Genomic DNA, 25,879 nt, shown 5'->3' on the forward strand with positions numbered 1-25,879 from the left:
TTTTGTTCGTGCATCAAAAGTACAACCAACTGTGTTAATACGCTTAGTGCGATATTAGCTTGCTGCGTCATTCGTTTGATCACTACAACTATCCTCACACTGGGGGCGGCTATTTAACAAGGAGTGGCAAGCTTAGTCTTTATTATGCTGATTTTGTTCTCTATTTATATAAAAGTAAGTTCACAGGTCAATGTTAACTAATTTACGAAGATTCAAATGGGTTATTAATGCTTAGATTCGAACACTGTAATGCCAAAACGTGTACTAATGAATTACTCGCCTTGGGTCAGGCCGACATGAAAATGTGGTACATTTTTGAGTGGTTAGATAAGCACGAGGAATTACAAAACGGGACTCAAGCAGAAATAATTAAACTTTATGTAAATGATGAATTGGTAGGGTACAGTCTTTTTGAAAACTTTGAAGCCCGTGCAGACAAAGTCACTTGTCATCAAGGCGTGAACTATAAAGAGTTGGGTATTATTCATTTCGTAACAGTCATAGAGCATCGTAATAAAGGTTATGCTACGTTGTTGGCTAATGCGTTGCTTAAAAATATTATTGAACCTATGTTGGCACGTTATAAAGATTTTCATGTTTACGTCATTGCGACTGGTCGAGCGGTCCCATTAATGGAACGGACTGATATCCCTTCAAAATACCTAATCAAGCAATTCTATTCCGATATATCGTTTGAAGAGAAAGTAGTAAATTACCTAAGAAAACAAGAACAAAATGCATTGAATGCAGTTACTTATAAAATTTAAAATAAACAGCTAACAAGTCAATCTGAAGCATACTTATGATTGTTCTAATTGTGAGTGTTAGAGCTCAGGCACTGACACGATTTGGTCTAGAAGTGGGTTAGGGCGTATAAGACATTTATTTGTGCCCCGAGCAGGTTCGATAGACAGATCAAGTGCAGTGTACCTGTTTAGAGTTTCCATCTTTTCTGACTGAAATTAATTCTCAACAGCAGGAAAATATGGTTTAGCTACGTCTATAAAACTAAGCTAGGGATCGTTAAAAGTCAGAGTCATCCGCATTATCTGTATTGAAAACTGAAGCTTGAAAAAAAGTAAGAGATTTTATTGATGTGTTCGAAAATTTCATCTCATTCAACAATTATCAAAATACGCTTTGCCTATACAAAATCAAATGCACCAAATCTCGAAAACATCTCATGAGTTAATGCGGATAATTAATGTTAAATGAGATAAATTGAATGTAAGTGCTTCAGTTTACATTCTGAGTCCATTGGCCTTGTTAAGTCGTTCCGATTTCACTTAGTGTCGCCTAAAAAATTCAAAGTTCACTGACTTGCTCAACGTTAATGTTGACCAGGTCACATTGTGTCCAACTTCCTTGGTTAATGTCTACGCAGTATAGTTCGGTGAGTGCAGTGAATAATCTTCGTCGTTTTGCCAATCTGCGCAGTTCATTAAAAGACGAAACAACGAGAATAGAAAATCAGTTAAGTGATGCATTCGAATGCCGTGGCTTCAATGTTATAAGGAATTATACAGCAAATACTCCAAACGGGATTGAAGCAGGTGAGATTGATTTAGTTTGTGTTATAGACAATATTGTCTTTATCATTGAAGTGAAATCAACATACTACCGTACAACTCAATCTGAGATATTTCATCACCGGGATCGTACATTACGTAAAGCGGGTATACAGGTAAGAAAAAAAGTCGAAGCAGTTAAGGATGATCATGATTTAAATAAAGAACTTAGACACATATTAGGATTAACGATTGAAACACCTAAAATTAAAGGGTTAATTGCTGATACGTCACTCGAGTTTGACCATGACTATTTCGCTGGTTTTATGAAAGTGAGCATTGAAGAGCTTTTGATTGCACTGGCAGATAATGCTCATTTTTTGTGTAATCAAGAGAAAGAAATTACATCGTCAATGGCATCAGGAAAGCAGGTTGATTTTTCTTCAGAGCCTTTTTCTTTGTATCCATTAGGATTTAATGGCAAAGAGTTTCTAAGGGTAATCGAGGATTCGCTTGTTTGGGCAAAGGCTGATTAATATTTCAACCATAAGCCCTTTATAAGAGGATACAGGTTATATTATGCAGCTAAATTCAGTGTTACCAGTTTTCATGCACACTATTTATTGAATATGTTGTATTTTTGAATCTAGATCACTCATATTTAATATGAAAATGGAAATACCATCATCCTAGTGTTGATCATTTCTGAGCATCTATCCATAATCGAAGTAACAAAGAAACGTTTCAGTTGCTACGAATACATTTCATAGCCTTTAACATACGAATTATGATCTTAGTTGCCCTATTTCTCTGACTTTTATGAAATGTTAGCCAAGGGTGAACACATGGAGAGTGAGGTATCTATGGATGACTTTCCAGCATCTGCTTTAAATGATAATTTTGCATTCGATTCACTTCAATCGATTCGAAACCGCTTATTAGATCTAACTAACCGCAATCGTCTTCTTAATTTTAAACATACTACAAGCGGGTTAATTCGAATTATCGATGAGATGCCTGATCAGCTACCACGTATTCCCCGAACTTCACTTGACATAATTTATGTTACACCGACTTTTAAAGTTTATTATATTTGATGTTAGTTTACAACTTCACTAACCGTTGAAAACTATTACTTCTAAATCACATTTTTTACTTAAACTGCCACAAATGTTAAATTGATGTTTTACTTTTTTATTATCTAGTTAGTATAATAACGTCGCGCTTTTAATGGATTAAATTTATGCTCTCTCCAAATGCTGTATTAGAAAACTGCCTACCATTTATTATTGGGGTTACTGGGCATCGTGACATATATAATTCGACAATTTTAGATCCCCCCTACAAAAATGACATACGTCAAGCACTGTTATATTGGCGTGAAGTGGTTGGTTCAAATACGCCAATTTGGTTAATGACGGGGTTAGCTACTGGCGCTGATTTACTAGCAACAGAAGTGGCACTTGAGATACAGCAAGCTGGTGAGCTAGGTGCATTTAAGATAATTGGCTGTTTACCCATGCCATTAGAACACTATCTGTCAGACTTTTATGGGTTGAATTATGCCCCTGATGCCGCAGAGCAGCTTAATACAATCGTTGCGGCGCTTGATTCAAATAATAATGAACTCATTGAAGTACGCCATAACTTGAGTGAAGAAAATTACCAAATCGCAATTAATGACCCGGCATATGGTGCATTACGCAACAGCTTATATCTTAATCAAGGTCTCTTTATTTCTAAATACAGCAATGTCTTACTGTCACTTTGGGACGGTAAACCTTCTCTAGGTGTGGGAGGCACTGCTGATATTGTGATCTATAAGCTTGGGGCTGAAGTCATATGGCCTATAGGAACTGAAAACCCTGCTTTACAACCCACCTCTGACTTTGATGGCCAAACCTCAGGTTTAGTTCATCACATTAGCGTTGATCGAATGACTCAAAATGAAAACCCAAATGTAGATGTAGATGTAGCGTATGAGTTTATTGAATATACCGAAGGTAAACCTGCGCCGGTTGGGAAATTGTATTCGAGTTTGCGTAAAAGCGAGCAAAATGACAGTTACTTGCAGGACTTTCTATCAAAAGAGTTCGTTAAGTTGGTGGCTGAGTTGGCGGTACATAATAGCAAAGCGAGTCAACATAGTGTGGTGGAAGAAGCTGATGGAAATATGGGATTACAAGGCACCAAGTCTATCTTTAAAACCGCTGACGCCCTAGCATTAGCTGCTCAAACGGAATATCGCAAATTTTTACTCATGTTTTTTTTATTAGCCATTCCAGGTTATGCCTTATATGAAATAGCCGGAAACTGGGTTAATTCAGATATAGGCCTAAGCATATTCACCCTCATTTTTGTGGTCATTCTAAGTTGTTGGTGGGTGATTAATCAGACCGCCAAGAAAGATATGAAATGGAACTATCAACTTGCACGTGGTGTGGCAGAGGCAATGCGTATTCGTGGCTTTTTGAACATGGCTGATATTGAACCTTCATCTACAACACTTATTCCACGTCGTTTTAGGTTACACCTGCCGTTGCTTAATCATGCCATTGGTATTGCAGAGCTGGATTGGTGGCGTTATAAAATATCCTTTCAACGCGAAGATATTGAACAAACCTGGTTACGGGACCAGCTGAGCTTTTTAAGCTTAAGACTGCAACAAAGTGAGTGTTCGTTTAAAGAACTTATTTATAAACGCCCAAGACATGCAGCAAGCATGGCGAACCGATACTCGAAGGGCTTTTTTTACTGCTCAATTGGTATTGGTGTTGTATTACTAGTGCTGATGTCGTTGCAGTTAACACTTCAAATTACCATATTTACTCAGCTTAACGAGTGGCTGATGCTTTTATTGCAATACAGCTTAATGATAGCTGGTTTAATCTTACTGTGGAGCGAACTTGCTGGGTATGAAATGACGGCAAAAGGCTACGAAAGCCTCGAAGATTTATATCGTCGTGCTTTAGTGTTACTCGAGGGGCAATTAACCCCTTCAAAAAAACAAATGTTATTGGATTTAGCGCGTGAAGCCATGTTCGAGCATGTCTCTTGGACAAGTTCAGAAACGAAAAATGACTTAAAACAAAAACAATAGAATATCTGACGTAACAGGGAAGAGATAATGAGTTCACCAGTATTAGAGCGTTACCAAACAAAAACATTAGCTGAAGTAGAAAAGCTAAGTCGAAGCAACGAGATAAAGCTTAGTAACGGCTACCATGTAGAGTGGCATAATAGCCATGAATTTGATTTGATATGTGAAGATGAAGATATTCATCAAACCATAAATATACATGAAGACAAGGTGACCGCAGTAGTCCCACTGCAGCATAAGGCCAATAAGGATTACTTTGTTACGGTCGGTTTGGATCATACGGCTCAGGTTTTTAAATTCTATGGTGAGCATGTTGCCAGCCTTGATGAACATGGCGATGTCATTATTGGTGTGTTTGAGCTAGCAGATGGTCAAATCGTCACGGCAAGTAAAGATGAAACTTTGCGTTTTTGGAATCCTAGAACAGGCGTTTGCTATTCAACAATTGAGGCTAAAATTGACAGTATTGACTCTGTACAGTTCTTTGCGCATCAAAAGCAGCTAGCCGTCAATGAGCCTGATGGGATCAGTATTTGTCGTTTCTCTGGTGAGCAAATTATTAAGCTAAAGGGTCAGATAAAGCCGTTAAAGTCACTTTATCAGTTAAGCAGTGGTAATTGGTTAACTTGGAGTGAAGGTGAAAATCCTACCCTTTGGTCTGACTCTGGAGAGAGTTTAAAGCGCTTTAATTTTAACTTTTTATTTGAAAATGGCTTCATTGAGAAAACTGCAGAACAGCAATTGCTGATTAAAAATGTCAATGAGCAAGTATCGTTATGGCAAAACAATGGCACCTTGATTGATTCACACGTTAATACAAAAGAGGCCTCGTTATGGCAAAACGGTGGCACCTTGAGTGATTCACACGTTAACACAACAGAAGTCTCTGACTTATTCACTGCGTTATCAAAAGCATTAGAGCAGGTTAATCTGCATATTGAAGAAAAGCCAACAATTAACCATTACCCCCATTTAAGAAACTTTATAGGTAATAAAGAAAGCAAAAGTGTTCTGGTGCCAGCGAGGGTGTTGGAATTGCAAAAGTTGAATTTTGACGAGGATGCTAAACAAAAAGAGTTGTGGGACTATTTCAATCGTCCTATTCCGAGAGAGCTGACAACCGCGATGAAAAGAGAGGTAAAAGCGGCACGCTCGGCTGAAAAAGTACTCAATCAAAAAATTAAAACTGCACAAACAGCATTGGAAACTCACCAGAAAAAACGCGGCGTTAATAAGATTGTTAGCTTAGTTATGTTGTTTTTAACCTTGGTAACTGCTGGAGTGGGCTCTGTACTTTGTACTGGGGCTAATGCACCTGATTTATTCAATCAGCTAGCTGGCGAGTATATTTCAGGGTTTAGGCCGATTAAGCTTGATGCTGTGATGAGGATTTGTGCTGGGGTTATTAGCGTACCATTGCTATTTTGCTTAATATTTTTCATGAAAAATAGAAGCCAAAAAACGTTGCAGCTATTGGAAACGGGCAACTTAACCCTACTTAATGCTCTATTACCTGAGTATTGCAAACTCATCGACAAGGTAAAGGCTCATCGCGCTCAATTATGGAAGAGTGTTCCACTCAGAAAGAACCGTAACCTTTATAGTGGCGAGTCTGTTAACGCGACGATGAAAGACATCATTGAAAATCAAATCGAAAAACAAGCGCTGCATAGTTGTGGTTTAGAAAAAGCAGATGTTATTTATTCGAATCACGAAGCTATTGTACTGAGTGATTGGGCCTTGATTCAGTCTGACGAAAGACGTGCTCCTGCATTAACTAAACTGCACGGAGAAAATGAACTGAGTTTTTGGGGGGATAATAAAGGTTCGTTAGTTTTTGCGGTGCAATATATTCAATTTATATTTTTAACTGCTGACAAGATTGATTTGTTTACTGGTTTTTATGATTTTATTAATCAAGAAATGAGTGGTAAATCGTCCAAAAGCTTTTTCTACAAAGATGTGACCACTGTGACTAAGGACGATGTGGACCGCCAAACTGGTATTGGAAAAGAAACAATTTCAGCTATTGACGTTAATTTAGTAGTAAGTAGTGGCGATAAAATCCGGTTAACTATTCTTACTCAAGAAAGTTTAAAGAGTATTGTGGAAGCAGCAAAAGATAATGAAGAAAAAGAGCGAGTGAGTAATCATTCTATCTTAAAGTCGCTGGAAGCAAGAAAGAAAAGTATTCTTGAAGACACTGAGATGGATGAAGACGAACGTGAAGAAGAGCTTGATGATGTTGAAACACAAATAAAATCCATGAATGAAGAAAATGCGCCTTTAGATAACGAGATATCTAACAATAAAGCTGAAGAAGCCATTAAGAATATCCGCCATCAACTTAAGTTGCATAAGCAGGAACGTAATGAAGAAACTGTTTCTTAGTTATAGCTCAAAAGATCGTGCACTTGCCTTATCGCTCAAGGCAAGTTTAGAGCATTTAGGTCATCAGGTTTGGTTTGATCAGGAAGGTATCACCGGCGGTGAACATTATGCCGCAGTGATACCTAAAGCTGTGAGTGATGCAGAATTGTTTTTGGTGCTGTGTACTAAAAACTCTATGGGTGATGCACGAGTTAACTATGCTGGTTCTAAGCAAGTGATTAAAGAAATTGAATTGGCACTGCAGTTTGGTTGTCAGGTTGTGCCGTTAAAAGCGGATGATACGCCGAAAACAGCATATGATAACGCTTACCAATATCATCAGATAGTAATGCAATGGGTTGATATTTGCGCAGCAGTTGCAATGAATGATTACACTGCAGCGATTAAGGAAATACTGTCATCGAATCACTCAAAGCCCAAAGAGTCACTTGATGCGCAATATTTAAAGCAAGCGACAGATGCCTTAAAAACGGCTAATCCGGAAGCAGCGTTAACTATTCTGCAGCATCATCATTTTCAAACAGATGTTAAAAATGAAGCCCAGTATTTACTCCTGATGGCTAAGCTACAACTGAAGACTTTCAAGCGTTTGTCTAAAAGCCAAGCGGATGCTTTTGTCGCTAGTTTTACTCACTTGTTGTATACCGACATGGCATCGGCTGCAGCTTATAGTCTAGGGGCCATTTCCCGGCATTATTATCAGGAAAACTACATTGCTGATGCGACGCCAGGATTTAATCAATTAAGATCAATTAGTCATAGTAAAGGACGCGTGAAAGCGAAGTATAAAAAGACAGTAGAGCCGATTTTACCTGCTGGTAATCGTTTCTCTCTGGATTGGGACTTCTAGCCTAGCCATGAACGCCTAGTAACTTAAACTTTTGGAAAGGTTTATTGTAAATTCAACTACTATAATAGAGATTCGGCGCATGTTGAGGCTCACCAAAGATGGGATTTATTATGAGCCTTTCTTTTCATACCTTTCAATTTTTTCTTCAGTGTAACAAGCTTGAAAAGCAGTCTGTTAACACATGAATGAATTAACTTTTTCATCTGAAATTTGGCGTTATGTTAACCGTATCGCTTTGGGTATCGTTAACTTCATGTTAAAATTATTAACATAATCAGACTTCTATTAGGCTCATGGATGAACCCGTTATCTTTAGCAAATAACTACAAAAACGATATTGTTAACTCTCAAAACACCCCATTACTCATCGAACTAAATAATTAACCCTTTAAATTTATTTAAGGTGATAACAATGCTTTTTGAGAAATTGAACGAATCCTTTTTTACATTTCGTACTGTGTACTGTGATGACGTAGCCATTGCGGATGATGCCTTAGTCAATTCAGATATACTGTTACCTGTTGTATTATTGTGTATTCGATATGCCATTAAAAATACGGCTCTTGAGGGGAAAGTATTCAATTTTAAGGCTTTTAAGCAAGAGGAATCATTGTGTTTTATTGCTGTAGACACGTTATATAGCTTTGATGATGAAGTCGCTGTCATGATTAGTGATGAATTAGGTGGCTTTAAAGCAATTAAAATGTGTGAATATAACTTAACTCGCAAACTCGATTTAAAACCATTGGTAATGCTATTCAGAGACACATTCAAGTCAGCAGCAGAAAATGAAAATGTAGATGAGTCAGAACTTTTAGATGAAATATTTTCTGAACACTTTACATTAACATTAAGCCAAGACTTTATTGATAAAGCCCTAACAACACTTAATGACAACAAGTCAGGAAAACCTAAAGTACGTGACCCTTTAGAGTTTGAGCAATATTCAATTTTACGTACTGCGCCACCACAATTATTCGAAGAAATGGCCGTTGTCACTGTTGCCAGTTATCTGTCTGAAAAGCCGTTGATTGAAGTACAAAAAATAAATGCAGAAGCGTTACCTGAAGTGAGTATCGATATAGTGCTGGCGACATTATTGGGCTCTCCAAAAAGCTTACAAGTATTAGCGAAGTATTTTAAGTGTCAGCCAAGCCAAGTCATTATGCCTGAACATATTTATATGTTAAGACAAAAGCTTAAAAATAAAGCGGTTACTCGCAGTATTAATGTTGAGAACGACACCAGTAAAAGCTGGTATGCAATTGCAAAAAGTTATGCTTCTCAGCTTGAATATGATGCTGATGTAAAATATTGCTGTGATGAAGGGTTTAGTGAAGGCAACTTTAACGAAGGCGAGTTTAATGAATCGTTGTTTATTGCAGCACTTTTAAACATGTCACACACAAGCATCAAACAGTTAAAGCGGTTAAATAAATCAACTAACCATATTGGCAAAGCACTAAAAATTGAAAAACAACTGTCGATAGCATTAAACAATCAAGTTATAGGGCAACAAAAAGCCATTCAAAGCCTTACAAAAGGGTATTTAACGTCAAATATTAGCCAGAGTGTAGGACCAAGATTGATTTTCACGTTTGCCGGACCTTCCGGTGTCGGTAAAACTTACCTGTCCTCAATTTTTTGTGATTTATTGAATCAATATGAATGTTCTGCATACACGTTTACTCTTTTTAATATGGAACAGTATTCACATAAAAATGATGCGATGAAGTTGTTTGGTAGTGGGGTGCAATACAACGATGCTAACCTTGGTTTAATTACAAGTGCAGTTAGGGCGCAGCCAAGGCAGGTTATTCTATTTGATGAAATAGAAAAAGCACACAGCAATGTGACTCAATCTCTTTTGAGTATTTTAGATAGTGGTCAAGCACAAGACCAAACGAGTCAAGAATTTGTTAATTTTGACCAGTGCATCATCATTTTTACCACTAACTTAGGCCAGGATGTATTAGCCAATAACAATCAACAGAATCAGTTAAATATTTTTGATGTTTTAAGGTATTCACAAAGTCCTGCGAACGGGTCCAAGTTGTCTATTGAGTTTGTTAACCGCTTATCTAAAGGGTATTCTGCATTATTTACACCTTTGCAGATAAATCATTTTACTTACTTAGCAGAAAAAGAGCTTAATAAAGTCAGTGAACATCAAGACATGCTTGATTTTACTTGGCCTGCTAATTTCGCATCATTTTTATTACAGTCATTAGCACCTGACATAACTGCAAGGCAGTTAACCGCCTCGTTATCGAAATTAAAAGCAGAAATTTTGGTTAAGTCGAGTGATCTTATTACTGATGACTTATCATCCATTTCTTGCAACGTATCCGTTAATGAAAACACTGTCGGCATTGATGTAAAACAGGTATTAATATTTGATAATGATAAGCAATTCCAATCTAAAATTGAGTTTTTAGATCCTAGTTTATCTACTAAATTGGTTGATGACGCCGAAAATATTAAACAGATGATGCAGCAATATCGACCTGATGCATTTTTAATTGATATGGACTCTGTTTCTAATGCTCAATTATCTATCGATGAAATCACCGAAAAAGTGCATGGTATCAACCCAAAAATTCCGATTTTTAGCTTTCGATTGGTCAACAAAGACGTGGTTGAACATAAAAATCAATCCTTGAACCACCATATTAGGCAGCATTTTGAATTAGAAATTGAAACGATAAAAACAACATTTTCAGACATGCTAATGCGTATCAACTATTTTCTAACAACCGAAAAAACCATACGACGCATGATGTCTCGAAATGAAAGAGTTGAGTATCAATGTCGTGTTGAGTTAAAAAATAATGCATTGGACGTATCATTTAATAATCTATCTTATTGTCAGGTCATTCATTCAAAAGATTTACAAGAAACCAGTTTCTTTAATCACAGCCTGCCGAGCGACTCACTTGATGATGTTATTGGACTCGATAGGGCTAAAAAACGTTTAAAAGAGGTGATTAGCTGGCTAAAGACACCTGATAAATTATTAAATTTCGGCGTAAAAGTGCCCACTGGCTTTTTGTTTGCAGGTCCTCCTGGGACGGGGAAAACACTATTAGCCAAAGCGGTTGCGGGGGAGTGTGAGTTACCCTTTTTTAGTGTGACCGCATCCGAACTGTCATCTCCTAATAATGGTGGCACAACTGAAAACATTAAAAAGTTGTTTGCTACCGCGAGAAAGTATTCACCGTCTATTGTCTTTATTGATGAAATTGATGCTATTGCCGGCCAACGAACCAATAGTACCGATGGCAGCTCAAGAGACCGAAATTTAACGGTTAATGCGCTTTTAACAGAAATGGACGGCTTTTCAAGTGGTGATGCGCCAATATTTGTCATGGCGGCGACTAATTTCCCACAATTACTTGATAAAGCCATTACACGACCAGGTCGATTTGATGAGACAATTTATTGTGACTTACCAAATAAATCTGCCCGTTTAGCATTTTTTAAACGTTTTGCAGATAAGCATAATTTGAATTGGCAACAAACTGAATTACAGCAATTAGTGTCTTCAGCCCAAGGCATGTCTTCAGCACAAATAGAACAAGTTTTACGAGAGTCTGTTTACCAAGCTGTTGGTGACAATGAGCAACTATCTACTGAACACATAATAAAAACCATGATTAGAGTGGCCTATGGTTCTCCCTCAGAACATATATTATTGAGTGACGAAGCAAAGCTAAGCACGGCTTACCATGAAGCGGCACATTTGTTGGCTTATAAATTATTGTTCCCTAAACAACCAGTTGATTTTATTACTATTGAACCGAGAAATTTTACGTTAGGATTTGTTGCTACTCGGGAAGCAGAAGAATATGAAAGCCTGTCAAAGCGAAGAGTTATGAGCAAATTGCAAGTATTACTAGCGGGAAGAGTAGCAGAAAAATTGTGCTCCGGTGATAGTGATGAAGTGAGTACAGGCGCTTCGAGTGACATCGAAAAAGCAACTCAATTAGCCATGCATGCCATTTACGAAGGAGGGATTGAAGCAACCGTTGGCCCGATCAATATTGCCTTATTAACTAGATTCGAAGAAAGTGAATTGTTATCTGTTGCTCAATTAGCGGTGAAAAACTGGTTAGAATTGGCTGAAGTACAGGTAGAAAAATTGCTCAGTGACAATTATCAGTTACTGACTAACATTACTACAATACTACTGGAAAAAGAGTCTTTGCTCGGTGATGAGATTGAACAATTATTTTTCACTTAGCATTGTTTACACTTATGGCTAATGGGTGGCTCAGGTTTCTGTAGTAGCCCATTCAATATGACTTTGGCTTACTAAGACCGTAAACCAAAGTCATGCTAGAGCTTTATTTAGCTAGATAATAGAGTGGAATATAGCCATTTCACCCGTTAAATGTCTGCTTTCTCAAAAATAAGTCTTCAAAAAGCACCGATAAGGAAGGGAATTGAATATTATTTCTAAAGTGATACTCGCACCAGTAAAGCTATATTACTATTTGATGATGCTGCCAATCCAGCTTGTTTTGTGGTGTATCTTCAAATGTTCAAGGTTTGTTTGCATAACAAGGCCACTCATTCCTTATTTTGTCGGTGTAGGCTGGTTTATCTACTTGTTTGGATTTGCTGCAGGCAAAGAAATGCATTGGCTTTATGCTGTTTTTTTATGGGTGGCAGGTACTGGATGTACTTCGCTATTTCTTATCTATATAGCGTTAATATTTTTGTTTATACATAATGGATTAGTCGAACGATTCGACGAGTAATCATTACAAATACTCTGCATTAACGATTACTTGGTATCGCTCCTGCTGCGTCATACAAACCGAAAAAGAACGATAAGAATACATAGGAAAAAACCAAGGCGGATAAAGTAGAAATATAAATGCCATATCCTTCTACATTGATGAACATTAACAATAAAAAATAGCCTAATGTAATATAAATAGCATTATCGATACCTAAACCCCATATGTATCCGATATACCCCGCGACAAGCGCCATGATAAAACGAATCAAATATAGACCGATAAAAAAGATTATGTTTACCACTGAGTCACCTTAGTTTTGGAACGCATTTCTGATGACAAAATTGAAATTTGATTCAATTTCAGCCTTCATGTTTTCATTCATATTTATTTTTTCACCAAGCGGTCTAAAGTAATAAAGTTTGAACCGCTTACCTTCACGAATTATTTTGTAGTCAAAGTTCAGAGAACCACATTCATAATCCCACAAATGCCGAGTATAAGGATCCGTGTGACCAATAATAGTACCAGTGTATCGGGTAAAGCAGCCGACAAATGGGATGGTAAACTGGCTACTTGTTATTCCATAAGTATTAAACTTTTCTGATGTTCTATAATTTTGTAAGTCTGGGTACTCTGTTAATACTTGTTTTGGCAGTATTCCCTTAGGAAAATAGATCAGCACTAAAGTCAGTAGTATAACGTAGACGATATTGTCATACCGCTGCATTTTAGGTACATCGATGAATCTTGTTGAAAAATACTTCATTTCGTCCTTGTTTCGGCCTAGTGTATAGCCAAAATACATAAATGTAAGAAGGTTATTTTATTTAATTAACTTACTGATATTATTGCATATATAAAAGATACCAATCAACCTTGTTACGTTAGATAAATACTCTAATTGGTCTGGTACGTTTGCAATAGTATTCATGTACGTCTTAAACCTTGATTGAACTTTAACACTGGGCAGTCTTTTTTTATAAATAATATCAAAGCTTTAGGATTTTAATGTTTGATTGTTCATGACGTGCTTTTACACTCTACTCTAACATTGATATGTTCTGATATTTCCTCTTATATATTCAATTTTTTTGCGTAAAAAAATATATTTTACGTCACTCCATGTTTTTCATCATTTCTTTAAGCTAATCCCAATCGCATATGACTTTAGTATGCATAACAAAAAGAAAGGATTAAAACATGAAAGCAATGATTAAAAGTAACATTAAATTTGGCGTCGTTTTGGGTTTGAGTGCATTAGTACTCGTAGGATGCGGCGGGTCTTCTGACGAAGAACAAATGACTTGGCTAAATGAGTGGAATAGTTCGGGGAATTATCAAGCTAATCTTAAAATGTTAGGTGTGTGCTTTAAAAAAGTGGGTATTAGAAGTATGACTCAAGAAATGAGTGATTCGCAAAATGAAGCCGTCAATGAATGTGAGTTAGATTATATAACGGATTTAGCGGAAAAAGATGGCATTAGCCTGGATAGAGAGTTGTTAGCTAATAATATTATTCAGCTTTAACGTTGCAAATCTAATACAAGGATTGAAAATGTCATTAACAAATAAAAGCTTAGAACTGATTTGTGATGCAAAAAAAACAGTAGGGCAAGTCACGCACGAGTTGAATCAGTCACCTTCTTTTCAACAAGCTAAGTCTGCTATCACCAATACAACAAATAGTGCGTTAACTGCAGATATACCGAATATTAAATTAATGAACTTTTTTGCGGTATTCAGTCTAGCTTTAATGCTGTTAAGTACATTTTGTCCTGTGATGAACGTATTTGGCAGTAGAATGCCATTAAATGACATAGCACCAATATGGTTATACATAGTGACCATTTTTGCACTGTGTAGTCATCTTTTTGGATTTAAGCAGTTAATTTCACGCGGTACTTTATTTATTCTATTACTGTCTACTTCCTTTACCGTTTATCAAGAGATATCCGACGTATTTCAAGCAACACAAATGTTTGGTAGCGTTAATCGCAAAGAAGTTATAAGAGGAATTGTTGAAGGGTTAAGGTATGCGGATGTTGGCTTCTATATGTTTATATCAAGCTTCGTACTGACTGTGATTGCAACGATAAAGCCAGGCTATAAAACTAATCATGCACTGTGGGATAAACTGGTTAGCAAATAGGTTATTACTCTCAAGGTCAGTTGTAAACTGGCCTTTTTTTATGGATGTGTTTATGCATTTTATGCCTAGAAAGCAACATATTTATACTCCTGTTAATTCAGTCGGTAGAGACTACATAGTCGGTGATATTCATGGTCAAATTAAGCATTTATATAAAAAATTAGCAATATTAGGCTTTGATTTTAAAAGAGATAGGCTTTTTTGTACTGGTGATATTATTAGTAAGGGGATAGGCAGTATTGATTGCCTTAACTTGCTCACTAAAAAATGGTTTTTTTCTGTTTTGGGAAACCACGAACAACTTTTTTTATTAGGATTTCAGTGTTCAAGTTATTGGGGGTTTTTAATCAAAAACGGAGGAGGTTGGTTAGCAGAAAATATTAGTCATTATGATGTATTACTTCGATGGAAAACTATCATTGATATCACCATGCCACTAACAAGGACAATTCAAGTAGGCTGTACATTTATTGGAATTAGCCATGCTTCAGCTTTAACTTCTTGGGGCAAACTTCAACACGATGAATTGTCCGATGAGGATATATGGAATGTGCTTTGGAGTAGGCCATTACATGACCTAAATATGTGCACTGCAATTGCAGACATTGATTATGTCGTCCACGGGCACAGTCCAGTAAGGGAAATAGTTCAATACGAGAATCGTTTTTGGATAGACACTTTTACCTCAACACAAGAATTGACGATCGTTAATTTAACTGATTTACCCATTGCATTAGTCAATAGGTTGTAATTGCTAGTAATATAGGCTGAACTAGTTGATAATTTACATCATTATTATATTGAACAATATAGGGAATATAGTGTCCATTAGAGAGTTAAATAATGCCACTGAATTACTGTTAGGTTGGCAAAATAGAGATAAGCATAAAAGCGAAGAATTCCTCATTTATGCGTATCAAGATATTCGATCTATAGTCGAAAAGTATCTTTCACATCATCGTCCAAATGAAACAATTTTACATGATGCATCTATTACAGAGCTGGCCAATGAGTCTGTTGTAAAGTTACATCGTTGGCGTAACGATGAGCAGCCCTTTGAAGGGAGGCAAGATTTTTTTGATTACGTACGCGTCTCAGTTTGGCATTTACTCTTTGGTAAACCACATCAATCCTTACTAAATCAACAAAAAGCTAAGCATGAATACCTTCAATTACAGTTGACGGATGCAGAGGTGTCTTTACCTAATTGGACAGAGAATCTTACGTTATCTTCTGTGTTGGAGCTTTTACAGAAGTCATATCCGAGACAAGCTGAAGTATTTGAGTTGAAAAATTTTGCCATGGTAACACATCAGCAAATCGCTGATATGTTAGATTTATCGACCAGAACAGTTGATAACGATTTACAATTTGCCACGGCTTGGCTTAGAACAAAGCTTACAGAATGATAGATATTGTTTCTCTGTTCGCTGAGTTATCGAGTTTAAATACCCTAGAACAACAGCAACGTTTACAGCCATTTAAGATACAATTTCCTGAGCAAGTTAATGAACTTGAGAAAATGCTCGCCATTAATCATACTCCCGTATCAAGTAGTGAACTAATAGAATCACAAATGTCCAATGTTGTTGATTTATCCTATGAATCCTTAATTGGACAAATTGTCATGGGTTTTACTGTCACTAAGCTTGTATCTGAAGCTGGCGGTATGGGGTTGGTATTTGAAGGTGAACAGCGCTTAATCTGTACTGATAGTCATAAAGGAGAGGCACATAAAGCGGCTATTAAAATTCTGCGAGCCAATAAGTTTAGTTCAACGCAACAACGAGCCATTTTTTTTAATGAAGCCACAACCTTAATGTCACTAGACCATCCCAATGTATGCAGCATATATGGAGTATCTGAGGTACTTGGTTCCGCTTGTATTGTGATGGACTTTATTGATGGACAAGGATTAGATATTTGGTTGGCGAGTAGTAAAAAGAATTTAAAGCAGAAACTGAATATATTTGAGCAACTATTAGGCGCAGTAAGCTATTTACATCGAAAACATCTTTACCATGGTGATTTAAAACCGCAAAATATCATCATCAATGATCAAGGTCATTTAGTATTAATCGATCTTGGTCTCGCTAGAAAGTACAAACGAAATATGAATGACCCATTCGTTTCTGCTTATACAATTAAAGCATTCACTCGCTTTTGGAGTGCACCAGAGCAAATCGCAGGAGAAGTTTCTTCCGCACAATCTGATGTATATTCACTTGGTGTGTTATTGCATTATGTATTAACCGGTACCACTGTTTTACCAGGGCATCAGTTAGGGGGTAAATACTCAGAATTAAATGCCATCATTAACAAAGCATTATCTAATAATCCTGAATTTAGGTTTCCTGATGCTTTAGCATTTGAACAGAGCATTCACAGGTTTAAAGCTGGATTACCTGTAGTTGAATACTCACAAAGCACTTATTATTTATTCCAAAAATTGCTGAAACGCAAACCCTTCACATCTCTTGCATGCATGTTGTTTGTGTACTCATTTGCAACCACGGTCTGGATTTTTACTCACTAAAATTACTTAATAAAATTATTCAATAAATTGCGTATTTTTTTTTAACTTCTGTCACTGCAGTAATCTACTGCTATTTCATATTATAGCCACAAGTTAATCACAAACGCTGTAAGCACGTTTGTGTTTATAACGATGTTGAATAATAAAATTATAGAGAGAAATCAATGAATTCAGATCATAATGTTGAAAAAAAAATCGGACTTAAACAGAGCTTACTTGAGACATTTAAAGGGCTAGATACAAAAAACAAAACTATGGTCATCGGTGGTGTCGTATTAGTATTTGGGATTTTACTGTCATTTTCTGGCTCGGTAAATACAGGGAATATTGGTGAAACATTTCCTCAGGAAGCCTCTGTTAAAGAGCAATGTCACTTTATTGGAGAATACGAACGAAGTATGTATCGTGCTGCCGTTGAAGGCGCTTCTGCTGAAGATATTCTTGAGTTAATGAATAATGATATAAAAGATCCTGAAGAGTTTAAGCATTCGCCAGCCCAGTATTTTTACAAGATAAAGCAAAGTAGCATCAGAAAAGTCGACAATTTAGTTGCCAAGGTAACTGGGGAAAAGTTTCAATCTAAATCGGGCAGTGAGCAAAATGAAAAAATCGATTATAGAGGTAAACGATTAGAATCTGAATGTTTAGCAGGTTTTAACCGCTCTAAATAGAATTGATTGATCATATTTCTTATCGCTATATGGCTTGAGTAGGGGCGTTGTACTCAAGCCATAATCAGCTCTAGACAAGGGCGAGAGCATTTACCATACAGATTTAGTCTATTTTTAGAGCTAAGTTTGTTCATTACGCTATCACTTCATCAATGGTTGTAAGTGATTCAGTATTGAAATTTTCGTAGCGACCAAAAAACGCATACTCATTCGCCTACGATGCCCTGTGTCACAATCCTAATGAATAATGAGAAACATTATTTTGTAAGAGTCTAATAAATATGTGGCAGTAAACAGAACTTGGATTAAGTGTCGCATTAGCGAGTTTTAGACTCTTGAGTGATATGTTATTTATTCTTTTATTTTAAAAATACTGTTCTGGTCTACATACACAACTATTAAAATAAATATCAAACATCAATGTATTACGCAAAGATAATACGTTGTACTAGTGTCAATAAAAACCTAATTCGAGGTAGAGAAATGATTAACGATCAACAAGGCAACACAAAGAAATTTAGCGGCTTTAGAATAGTGAATAAGCTTGGGGGTAGCTTTTTTATTCTATTTTTAATAGGTGCTTTTTTACCTTTGGTCGCGGCAGGAGGCTGGTCACAAGAAAAAATAAGTTTATATGAGTATGACCAACCTCTTTTATTAATGTTCATAGCATTAATCGGCATCATAGTTTACCTGTCCGGTATAAGCCGTTTATTTGCTAGAGTCATTTCATCTGTTTTTATTGCCGTTGTAATATTAACTATATTGTCAAATGCTTACGACATCTATGAGGCAGCTAAAATACTGAGAGCGAATGAGTTTAGGGTTAGCTATTTGGTGCGTTCAATCAGTGAAGCATTAGCCCCTTATTCATTTGTTACAAAACAAGATTTAGGCAGTAAATTTCAATACACATTATCGATAGGTGCTGTAATTTTAACCCTTTCATTTGTTGGAATTACAGGCTGCATATTTTCTCCTCGATATAAAGAAAACAAAGAATTACAAGAAAAGATTGTTGAAGAAAATATAAATTCATCTGTATCTCATACTTGGAAAGAAACTGAAACTGGCAATATTGATTCTTTAACGACAGAAAAGATGCTCACAAATAGACTAATGGCAAAGCTTATTAGTTTCGTTAAACACATTTATAGCATTGTAGCACCGGTTATTAATACATTATTAGATAAATGTTCCAATCTGATTTGTGACAAAATACCGACGTTAAAACCAAATCAACAAAAAGTAAAATTTGGAGTAGGTTGTATTTTAATAATTCTAATCTATATAATTATTTTTTAAATTATATGATGTTTCTAGCCCGTTATTGACGCTATTCCATAACGTTAATAATGGGTACTTATTCATTTCTATTGTCTAAACTGGCAAAGCTCGAGACATTAAGCGCTTTAGCCAGTATTTGTTATATAACTTGTGATTCTTAGCGTTGCAGTACCTAAAGATACGGACCTAAACCACTATTTTTGAAATAATGAATAATAGGCGCGAGCAGCTAGAGAAGCAGCTTAAAGTTGATCCAGCTGAGTTCGTGTCTAAATTGCTGAAGTACAGTGCGTTGTTGGTACTTATTTGTGAATATTACCCAATTGATAATAATAACGCGTTAGCGTTAAGTCATCTCGGGCAACGCGACATTCTCAATGAACTCCGCTACGAAAACGCAAAAGCGATACTTAAATTTATCGACAAGTTAACACTTAAATTTGAGCGAAATGTAGAGTTAAAGTTTTTGAAAAAGCTGCTAGATAAAACAATGTGTCGCTACAAAATTTTTAAACATCACCAGACAATAAACTATGTGACCATAAGCCTGGATAACCGATACCCATTTTTAACCTGTATAAAATTAGGCCATTCGATAGCAAATGATAAAAATCTCAAAAGAGGGTCTTTACTTGCATGTCTAGCCGATACGATAGCACTTGGATTAGCTCTAGGTATAAATGAGCCTGCAAAACGAATTGGCCAGCTTTCGTCACGGGATGAACTTGAAAGGTTACATCAACAATGGATAGATCTCCGTAATGATACTAGGCGAGTAGTATCTAGACCAAGACCTGTTGATTAGCCATAGGAAATTATGATGACCTTATTAATGATTGCGCATTCACAATGGACCATCGCCAAAGAGTGACCATTGGGGTGAAAGTAAATAAGCGAATAGGCATGCTTGAATTGGATCAAATCTCCGGGATACGTAATGCAATCGCAACAAATGAAACTCGTGAGATAGTCTATACGTGGTTTGAGAGAGTAAAGAAAACCTATAAGCAAAGATTTGACCCTGAGTCTGAACTAAGGGTTTAAAAAATTACGAAATGGCTCTGGCTTTGGGTATTACAAAGTCTGTTTGCATTTGTAGGCTTTATTAAAGGAATACCACACGTCAGTTATCAATATCACCAACTGAGAAAAACTCATTTAAAACATACCACAGGATTTGAAAAAGTCAGGTGGTAAAAACAGCACCTAAAAGCGCTCTGATTAGATTCTTGCACCGTAACAGTGCAAGAAAATCGTTCGTATCAATTTAACCATCTGATTCTAAATACTAAAAGGCCAGATCCACGAAGTGAGACAAAACTCATTTGGTATGAGAAACCACACAAAAAAACCGTTAGTTATGATGACACAAATACCCTATTTAACATAATATACATTGTGCGCATACTTATGCGCACATTAGAACTTATGTTCAATACTAAGTCTTTGTAGGCATTGATTGTTCATTAACAGCCTAATGTTGCTTAATGTGTTGTTTAGCATCGTGCTGAGATTGCATGCTTTAACTTTTTACGGCTTGTGCCTGCCAATTATTTAATCTCAGCAAGATGATTTAACGGTTTGTTGAATGCACTTTGATGTCGTTCAGTTTGTGTGGTGTGTAAATACTGTGATGTGGTGTCGATGCTCTCATGACCGGCATCGGCCTGGACATGTGATAATGGGCGTCGGTTGATATTGATGTCATGCGTGATCCCAGTATGACGAATATTATGCGCACTGAGTTTTCGCATAAGTTGGCTGTCGTGATCAAAACCATCTTTAGCGGCATTGTCTGCAGCTAAGTTAATCAGTTTGTCTATTTCGTCACGTATGTGGCGAATACCAAGATTGGCATTGATGACACCAGATTCACGTCCATGGGCTGCTGCTTTATGTCGGACAAATATAGGATGTTGATCGTTGATGTTGGGTAAATCACTGAGGCGCAGATAACGTCGATAATCAACTAGTCCAGCCAGCAACGCTTTTGATATAGCAATATTACGAGCTTTGCCGCTTTTAGAAAATGGTACGTGAAAATACCAGATACCAGAATGTGGATCTTGTCTGAACTGGCTCATGATGGGCGCATAACCTGCGCGTGCACTTATTTCCGATATGCGTAAGTAGCAGCTATATAATAGTGTGATGAGGAATAAACTGCGTTGATGCTGCTCTGGTTGAGTGTCTGCTAATTGGCTTACGGTGCTAATAACATACGACCATTGTAGCTCTGTAAACGCATGATGGTTGTTGTCTTCGTCGATGGTAAATTTACGTTTAATGGAGAATCGGCTGTGTTTAAGCCATAACTGAGCTGGGTTTCGCTCGGTGTATTCTTCGCTAATTAGATAGCCATAAAATGAGGATAATATTGCTATTTTAGTCTTCAATGCATTATCACTCAGTTGATATGGTAGGCATTTTCCGAGGTGTTTTTTACCGATAAATGGCCGCCATTGTGGGTTTGGCGATCGCTCTGCGGTGGCTTTATCGAGTTTGAATTGCGCTACATTGAAATAGCCTATCAATGTTCGTGGCGGCGATTGGCAGTAATCGATGTATTTGGCGATGTCTTTACGCGTTACCGCGATTGGCGATAATGCGACGACGTCAAAACACCAATGAAGAAATGTGGTTAACTCGCTGCGGTAGGCTTTATAGTTGTTTTCAGACTGCTTTTGCTCAAATAACCAATCGGCACAGTGCTCTATGATGAGCCCTGCATCGGCCACTTTATCTATTGAAATTCGGGTAATGTACTGATTAACGGATGCATTACCTTGTAAAACATGCTCTGCAGCATCAAATAGTGGTAATACTGGTGGCAGTTCATCAATGATATTGTCGGTCATATGATTAAGTCTAGGTTATTGATTATATTGCCTTATTATACTATTTTTTGCTTGATGCCGATAATGTTATTTATCGGCATCAATCGTAGCGATTTTTAATGATGAGTCTTGGATATGTTGATACTGCAATATCTTGGTCTGTTATTAACTGCTGCATACAATAATCTACTGCTGTAATTGGCTTGCAAGCCTGCTGGCATTGCTTGTTGTGACATGTAGATCTTTTTTGGCAGCTCCATAAACACAATTGCCAAACCGTTTGTTTACTTGCCCTGTCTAGGCACTGTAAGTCTGCAGCACATAAATGACCTGCTTTGATTAATTGGGCCACTTTATCTGCATCGATAGACACATTTATTCTGTTCATGTGTGCTCCTTATTTCACGCTACTCTTTTTCATAACGTTATTGCTCTATTCCCTACTCACCCTGGAAAGATGAATGCTGTAGCTTAATAATACATTAATGAGAATAGTTATCAATTGCATTATAGCTGTTCTAACCACTTCTGTGCTGTTGATCATATATAAGCGCATATAAAGGCTCACTTGAAATGTTTAATCGACAAGTGCTGTTGAGCATTAATGCAATATGATGCCAGTACTAGTCATAAGATTTGAAGTGAAATGAAATATAGACAGTAGGAGTGAAGTTTTTGACGGGATGACACTGAAACTAACCATAATGACTATTAAATAGACCTATTTAAGACCTTTGCTATAGTGAAATGAAATGCCTAAAGCCATTAAATTACCTCTGCCCTAGCCCACAAAGGTATAGTCATCTGCATATATAAGTTAGCGATAACGTTAGTTGTTATCGGCTAAGAAATCGTACATTAGTGTACGTGGCTGTTGTTGGTAATCAAATGAAACAAATACTCGCCACACCATATAATTACTGCTGCATGAGCCAAAAATAACTGGACCTTGATAGACATTATCTTTTATTTCGGACAATGAAACTGGGATAATACCCATGAACATGTCACGACCTTCTATTCTCATTGAAATATTAGTGATCTTTTGATTACTGGAAAGCGTAACTATTAACGGTTTTTCGCTTGGGGTATTGATGGGGTCAATCAGTAAACCGACTTGCAAGTCGGCTACCTTTTTGTAACATTCCCCAACAGAAAACTGACATAACGTTTTATCGATGACTAAATTAGCGTGTTCTTGTGTTTGTGGTTTGTCACAGGCTACTAAAAACATTAACAAAATATTTAAAATGATAATTCGGACAAGTTTGTGCACAATTTTTAACCTTTATAGTTGAGTTAGTAACATTATCTTTCACAGATTGATCTAGATCAACTTTGATGCCTTTTGGTAAGTATCTTTTTTGACTTAGCTCAAGTATCATTACACCGTCTCATGCTAGAGAGAATTAACATGAGGTAACACCTTGACATATGGCATTAAAAACAGCATTAAACAGCTGATTTTATGACCACATGTTAATCTAACTGGTAAAGTTCGCTTTACTAAATATTAAAAGTATAAGTAATAAGCCGTGGAAGCATTATGATGAACCATTCCCAGTCTACAGGCGCTGATTACAACTACACTATTGTCCGCCAATTTGCACTAACCACAGTTTTGTGGGGAATCTTTGGCATGTCAGTGGGTGTATTGATTGCGGCTCAGTTAATCTGGCCACAACTGAACTTCGACACTCCTTGGTTAACGTATAGTCGTTTACGACCATTACACACCAATGCGGTGATTTTCGCGTTCGGAACATCAGCTCTTTTCGCTACATCCTACTATGTTGTGCAACGCACTTGTCAAATCCGTCTTTTTGCGCCCAAATTGGCCGCATTTACGTTCTGGGGTTGGCAAGCCGTTATTATTGCAGCTGCTATCACTTTACCAATGGGTTTTACCCAAGGCAAAGAATATGCAGAATTAGAATGGCCTATCGATATCGCGATTGCGATTATTTGGATTAGCTATGCAATTGTATTCTTTGGCACAATCGCTAAACGAACGACGTCCCACATTTATGTGGCCAACTGGTTCTTTGGTGCCTTTATTATTACTGTTGCAGTACTTCACATTGTTAACTCAATGGCGGTACCAGTAAGCTTATTTAAGTCTTACTCTCTGTACTCCGGTGCAGTCGATGCGATGGTTCAGTGGTGGTACGGTCATAATGCGGTAGGCTTCTTACTTACTGCTGGTTTCTTGGGGATGATGTATTACTTCGTGCCTAAGCAAGCTGGTCGCCCAGTGTATTCGTACCGTTTATCCATTGTCCATTTTTGGGCGTTGATTGCGTTATACATTTGGGCCGGTCCTCACCACTTACATTACACTGCCCTTCCTGACTGGACTCAGTCATTAGGCATGGTAATGTCATTAATTCTATTCGCACCTTCTTGGGGCGGTATGATTAACGGTATTATGACCTTGTCTGGTGCGTGGCATAAGCTTCGTACAGACCCTGTATTACGTTTCTTAGTTGTTTCATTGTCTTTCTACGGTATGTCTACCTTCGAAGGCCCAATGATGGCAATCAAAACAGTTAATGCATTATCTCATTATACTGACTGGACTATTGGTCACGTTCACTCTGGCGCGCTAGGCTGGGTGGCAATGGTGTCTATTGGTTCTTTATATCACTTAATTCCAGTGCTATTTAGTCATGGTCGTATGTACAGCATGAAGCTGGTTAACGTCCATTTCTGGTTAGCGACTATCGGTACTGTTTTATATATCGTTAGTATGTGGATTTCTGGTGTTATGCAAGGTCTTATGTGGCGCGCGGTTAACTCTGATGGAACACTAACTTATAGTTTCGTTGAGAGTTTAGAAGCCTCGTACCCATTCTACTTTGTACGCTTTATTGGTGGTTGTTTCTTCTTAACCGGTATGTTCATTATGGCCTATAACGTTATTCGTACCGTTAAAGCGTCTAAAGATTCATTACCTGCTATTGCAGAAGCTTAAGGAGCAGATTCGATGAAATTTAATCATGAATTAATTGAAAAGAATGTCGGCCTGCTTGCTATCTTCACTGTCATCGCCATTAGTTTTGGTGGTTTGGTGCAGATTACACCACTGATATTTCAGAAAGACACTACCGAAGCTGTTGAAGGTCTTATTCCTTATACTGCTTTACAGATTGAAGGTCGTGACATTTATGTTCGTGAAGGTTGTTACAACTGTCACAGCCAAATGATCCGTCCTTTACGTGCTGAAACAGAACGTTATGGTCATTATTCTGTTGCTGGCGAGTCTGTTTGGGATCACCCTTTCCAATGGGGTTCTAAGCGTACTGGTCCTGATTTAGCCCGTGTTGGCGGACGTTACAGTGATAGGTGGCACGAAGTGCATTTGCTTAATCCTCGTGACGTTGTACCACAGTCAAACATGCCTGGTTTCCCTTGGTTAGCTGAAAATAAGCTAGACGGCGAACTCACTGGTGACAAGATGACTATTCTGCGTAACCTGCATAAAGGCGGTTACAAAGGTAATGATCTTTACACTGATGAAGAAGTTGCTGGCGCTAAAAAAGCGGTTGAAGGCAAGACAGAAATGCAGGCGCTGATCGCTTATTTGCAATCTTTGGGTCACGCACTCAAATAGGAGGCAATAATGGATTACGGTACTTTTCAAGGTATTTTAACCATAGTTGTTATGGTGACTTTTGTAGGGATTTTCTTCTGGGCATACAGTAAGCATAGCAAGTCAAAATTTGACGAAGCGGCTAACTTGGTGTTTACAGAAGATGAACTTGCAAAAATGTCAAAAGACTCGGGAGATCAGAAGTAATGA

Annotated in this window: 23 protein-coding genes; 18 read left to right on the plus strand and 5 right to left on the minus strand. The window is 37.3% G+C overall.

The window, feature by feature from the left end:
• Nucleotides 1–227 precede the first annotated feature (227 nt).
• From AAEY94_RS14545 to AAEY94_RS14575, 7 genes are all read left to right on the plus strand, one after another.
• Nucleotides 228–767: a GNAT family N-acetyltransferase gene (locus AAEY94_RS14545; protein ID WP_350979112.1), complete on the plus strand. Its 540-nt coding sequence runs from the start codon at nt 228–230 to the stop codon at nt 765–767.
• A gap of 635 nt (nt 768–1,402) precedes the next feature.
• Nucleotides 1,403–2,044, plus strand: a complete 642-nt coding sequence (locus AAEY94_RS14550) for a nuclease-related domain-containing protein (RefSeq protein ID WP_220487383.1) — start codon at nt 1,403–1,405, stop codon at nt 2,042–2,044.
• A 327-nt stretch (nt 2,045–2,371) separates the two neighbouring features.
• The gene (locus AAEY94_RS14555; RefSeq protein ID WP_350979128.1) at nt 2,372–2,605 is read left to right on the plus strand and encodes a DUF4011 domain-containing protein; all 234 of its coding nucleotides are present in this window, start codon (nt 2,372–2,374) and stop codon (nt 2,603–2,605) included.
• A 146-nt stretch (nt 2,606–2,751) separates the two neighbouring features.
• Entirely contained in the window at nt 2,752–4,608 is a 1,857-nt protein-coding gene (locus AAEY94_RS14560; RefSeq protein WP_182745159.1) for a hypothetical protein, read from the plus strand.
• Between the two features lie 27 nt (nt 4,609–4,635).
• Nucleotides 4,636–6,999, plus strand: coding sequence for a WD40 repeat domain-containing protein (locus tag AAEY94_RS14565; protein WP_182745157.1), 2,364 nt, complete (start codon nt 4,636–4,638; stop codon nt 6,997–6,999).
• On the plus strand, nt 6,980–7,849 hold the full coding sequence (locus AAEY94_RS14570; RefSeq protein WP_182745155.1) for a toll/interleukin-1 receptor domain-containing protein: 870 nt from the start codon (nt 6,980–6,982) through the stop codon (nt 7,847–7,849). Before AAEY94_RS14565 ends, AAEY94_RS14570 begins: the two co-directional genes overlap by 20 nt.
• A 412-nt stretch (nt 7,850–8,261) precedes the next feature.
• Nucleotides 8,262–12,092, plus strand: coding sequence for an AAA family ATPase (locus tag AAEY94_RS14575; RefSeq protein ID WP_182745153.1), 3,831 nt, complete (start codon nt 8,262–8,264; stop codon nt 12,090–12,092).
• 539 nt (nt 12,093–12,631) lie between these two features.
• Here AAEY94_RS14575 and AAEY94_RS14580 read toward each other — a convergent pair.
• Complete coding sequence (locus tag AAEY94_RS14580; RefSeq protein WP_182745151.1) at nt 12,632–12,898, minus strand: hypothetical protein; 267 nt, start codon at nt 12,896–12,898, stop codon at nt 12,632–12,634.
• A gap of 9 nt (nt 12,899–12,907) precedes the next feature.
• Nucleotides 12,908–13,363 (minus strand): hypothetical protein, encoded by a 456-nt coding sequence (locus tag AAEY94_RS14585; RefSeq protein WP_182745149.1) that lies wholly within the window; start codon nt 13,361–13,363, stop codon nt 12,908–12,910.
• A gap of 434 nt (nt 13,364–13,797) precedes the next feature.
• Here AAEY94_RS14585 and AAEY94_RS14590 point away from each other — a divergent pair, with 434 nt between their 5' ends.
• The 8 genes from AAEY94_RS14590 (at nt 13,798) to AAEY94_RS14625 (ending at nt 20,045) form a co-directional block, all read left to right on the plus strand.
• Nucleotides 13,798–14,124 carry a hypothetical protein gene (locus AAEY94_RS14590; RefSeq protein ID WP_182745147.1) on the plus strand — a complete coding sequence of 109 codons (327 nt, stop codon included), beginning with the start codon at nt 13,798–13,800 and terminating at the stop codon, nt 14,122–14,124.
• Between the two features lie 28 nt (nt 14,125–14,152).
• Nucleotides 14,153–14,746, plus strand: a complete 594-nt coding sequence (locus AAEY94_RS14595; RefSeq protein ID WP_350979113.1) for a hypothetical protein — start codon at nt 14,153–14,155, stop codon at nt 14,744–14,746.
• Between the two features lie 52 nt (nt 14,747–14,798).
• Nucleotides 14,799–15,497 (plus strand): metallophosphoesterase, encoded by a 699-nt coding sequence (locus AAEY94_RS14600; protein WP_350979114.1) that lies wholly within the window; start codon nt 14,799–14,801, stop codon nt 15,495–15,497.
• A gap of 70 nt (nt 15,498–15,567) precedes the next feature.
• Entirely contained in the window at nt 15,568–16,155 is a 588-nt protein-coding gene (locus AAEY94_RS14605; RefSeq protein ID WP_350979115.1) for an ECF-type sigma factor, read from the plus strand.
• Nucleotides 16,152–17,282: a serine/threonine protein kinase gene (locus AAEY94_RS14610; protein WP_350979116.1), complete on the plus strand. Its 1,131-nt coding sequence runs from the start codon at nt 16,152–16,154 to the stop codon at nt 17,280–17,282. The genes AAEY94_RS14605 and AAEY94_RS14610 overlap by 4 nt, the downstream gene beginning before the upstream one ends.
• 164 nt (nt 17,283–17,446) lie before the next feature.
• Nucleotides 17,447–17,953 carry a hypothetical protein gene (locus AAEY94_RS14615; RefSeq protein ID WP_350979117.1) on the plus strand — a complete coding sequence of 169 codons (507 nt, stop codon included), beginning with the start codon at nt 17,447–17,449 and terminating at the stop codon, nt 17,951–17,953.
• Nucleotides 17,954–18,436: 483 nt separating this feature from the next.
• Nucleotides 18,437–19,258, plus strand: a complete 822-nt coding sequence (locus AAEY94_RS14620; protein WP_350979118.1) for a hypothetical protein — start codon at nt 18,437–18,439, stop codon at nt 19,256–19,258.
• A 247-nt stretch (nt 19,259–19,505) separates the two neighbouring features.
• A complete protein-coding gene (locus AAEY94_RS14625; RefSeq protein ID WP_350979119.1) occupies nt 19,506–20,045 on the plus strand; it encodes a hypothetical protein in 540 nt (179 codons plus the stop codon).
• A gap of 745 nt (nt 20,046–20,790) precedes the next feature.
• Here AAEY94_RS14625 and AAEY94_RS14630 read toward each other — a convergent pair.
• From AAEY94_RS14630 to AAEY94_RS14640, 3 genes are all read right to left on the minus strand, one after another.
• Entirely contained in the window at nt 20,791–22,098 is a 1,308-nt protein-coding gene (locus tag AAEY94_RS14630; protein WP_350979120.1) for a tyrosine-type recombinase/integrase, read from the minus strand.
• Nucleotides 22,099–22,177: 79 nt separating this feature from the next.
• Nucleotides 22,178–22,465 carry a hypothetical protein gene (locus AAEY94_RS14635; RefSeq protein WP_101088285.1) on the minus strand — a complete coding sequence of 96 codons (288 nt, stop codon included), beginning with the start codon at nt 22,463–22,465 and terminating at the stop codon, nt 22,178–22,180.
• 441 nt (nt 22,466–22,906) lie between these two features.
• Nucleotides 22,907–23,353, minus strand: a complete 447-nt coding sequence (locus AAEY94_RS14640; RefSeq protein WP_350979121.1) for a hypothetical protein — start codon at nt 23,351–23,353, stop codon at nt 22,907–22,909.
• 270 nt (nt 23,354–23,623) lie between these two features.
• On the opposite strand from AAEY94_RS14640, the gene ccoN reads away from it, so the two are divergent.
• Genes ccoN through AAEY94_RS14655 form a run of 3 tightly spaced genes read left to right on the plus strand, consistent with a single transcriptional unit; the run spans nt 23,624 to nt 25,876 of the window.
• A complete protein-coding gene (gene ccoN / locus AAEY94_RS14645) occupies nt 23,624–25,051 on the plus strand; it encodes a cytochrome-c oxidase, cbb3-type subunit I (RefSeq protein ID WP_350979122.1) in 1,428 nt (475 codons plus the stop codon).
• 12 nt (nt 25,052–25,063) lie between these two features.
• A complete protein-coding gene (gene ccoO, locus AAEY94_RS14650) occupies nt 25,064–25,690 on the plus strand; it encodes a cytochrome-c oxidase, cbb3-type subunit II (RefSeq protein ID WP_101088282.1) in 627 nt (208 codons plus the stop codon).
• A gap of 9 nt (nt 25,691–25,699) precedes the next feature.
• On the plus strand, nt 25,700–25,876 hold the full coding sequence (locus AAEY94_RS14655; RefSeq protein WP_011637473.1) for a cbb3-type cytochrome oxidase subunit 3: 177 nt from the start codon (nt 25,700–25,702) through the stop codon (nt 25,874–25,876).
• Nucleotides 25,877–25,879: the final 3 nt, after the last annotated feature.

It is taken from the genome of Shewanella sp. AC34-MNA-CIBAN-0136, assembly GCF_040309945.1.
In the GTDB taxonomy this organism is placed as follows: domain Bacteria; phylum Pseudomonadota; class Gammaproteobacteria; order Enterobacterales; family Shewanellaceae; genus Shewanella.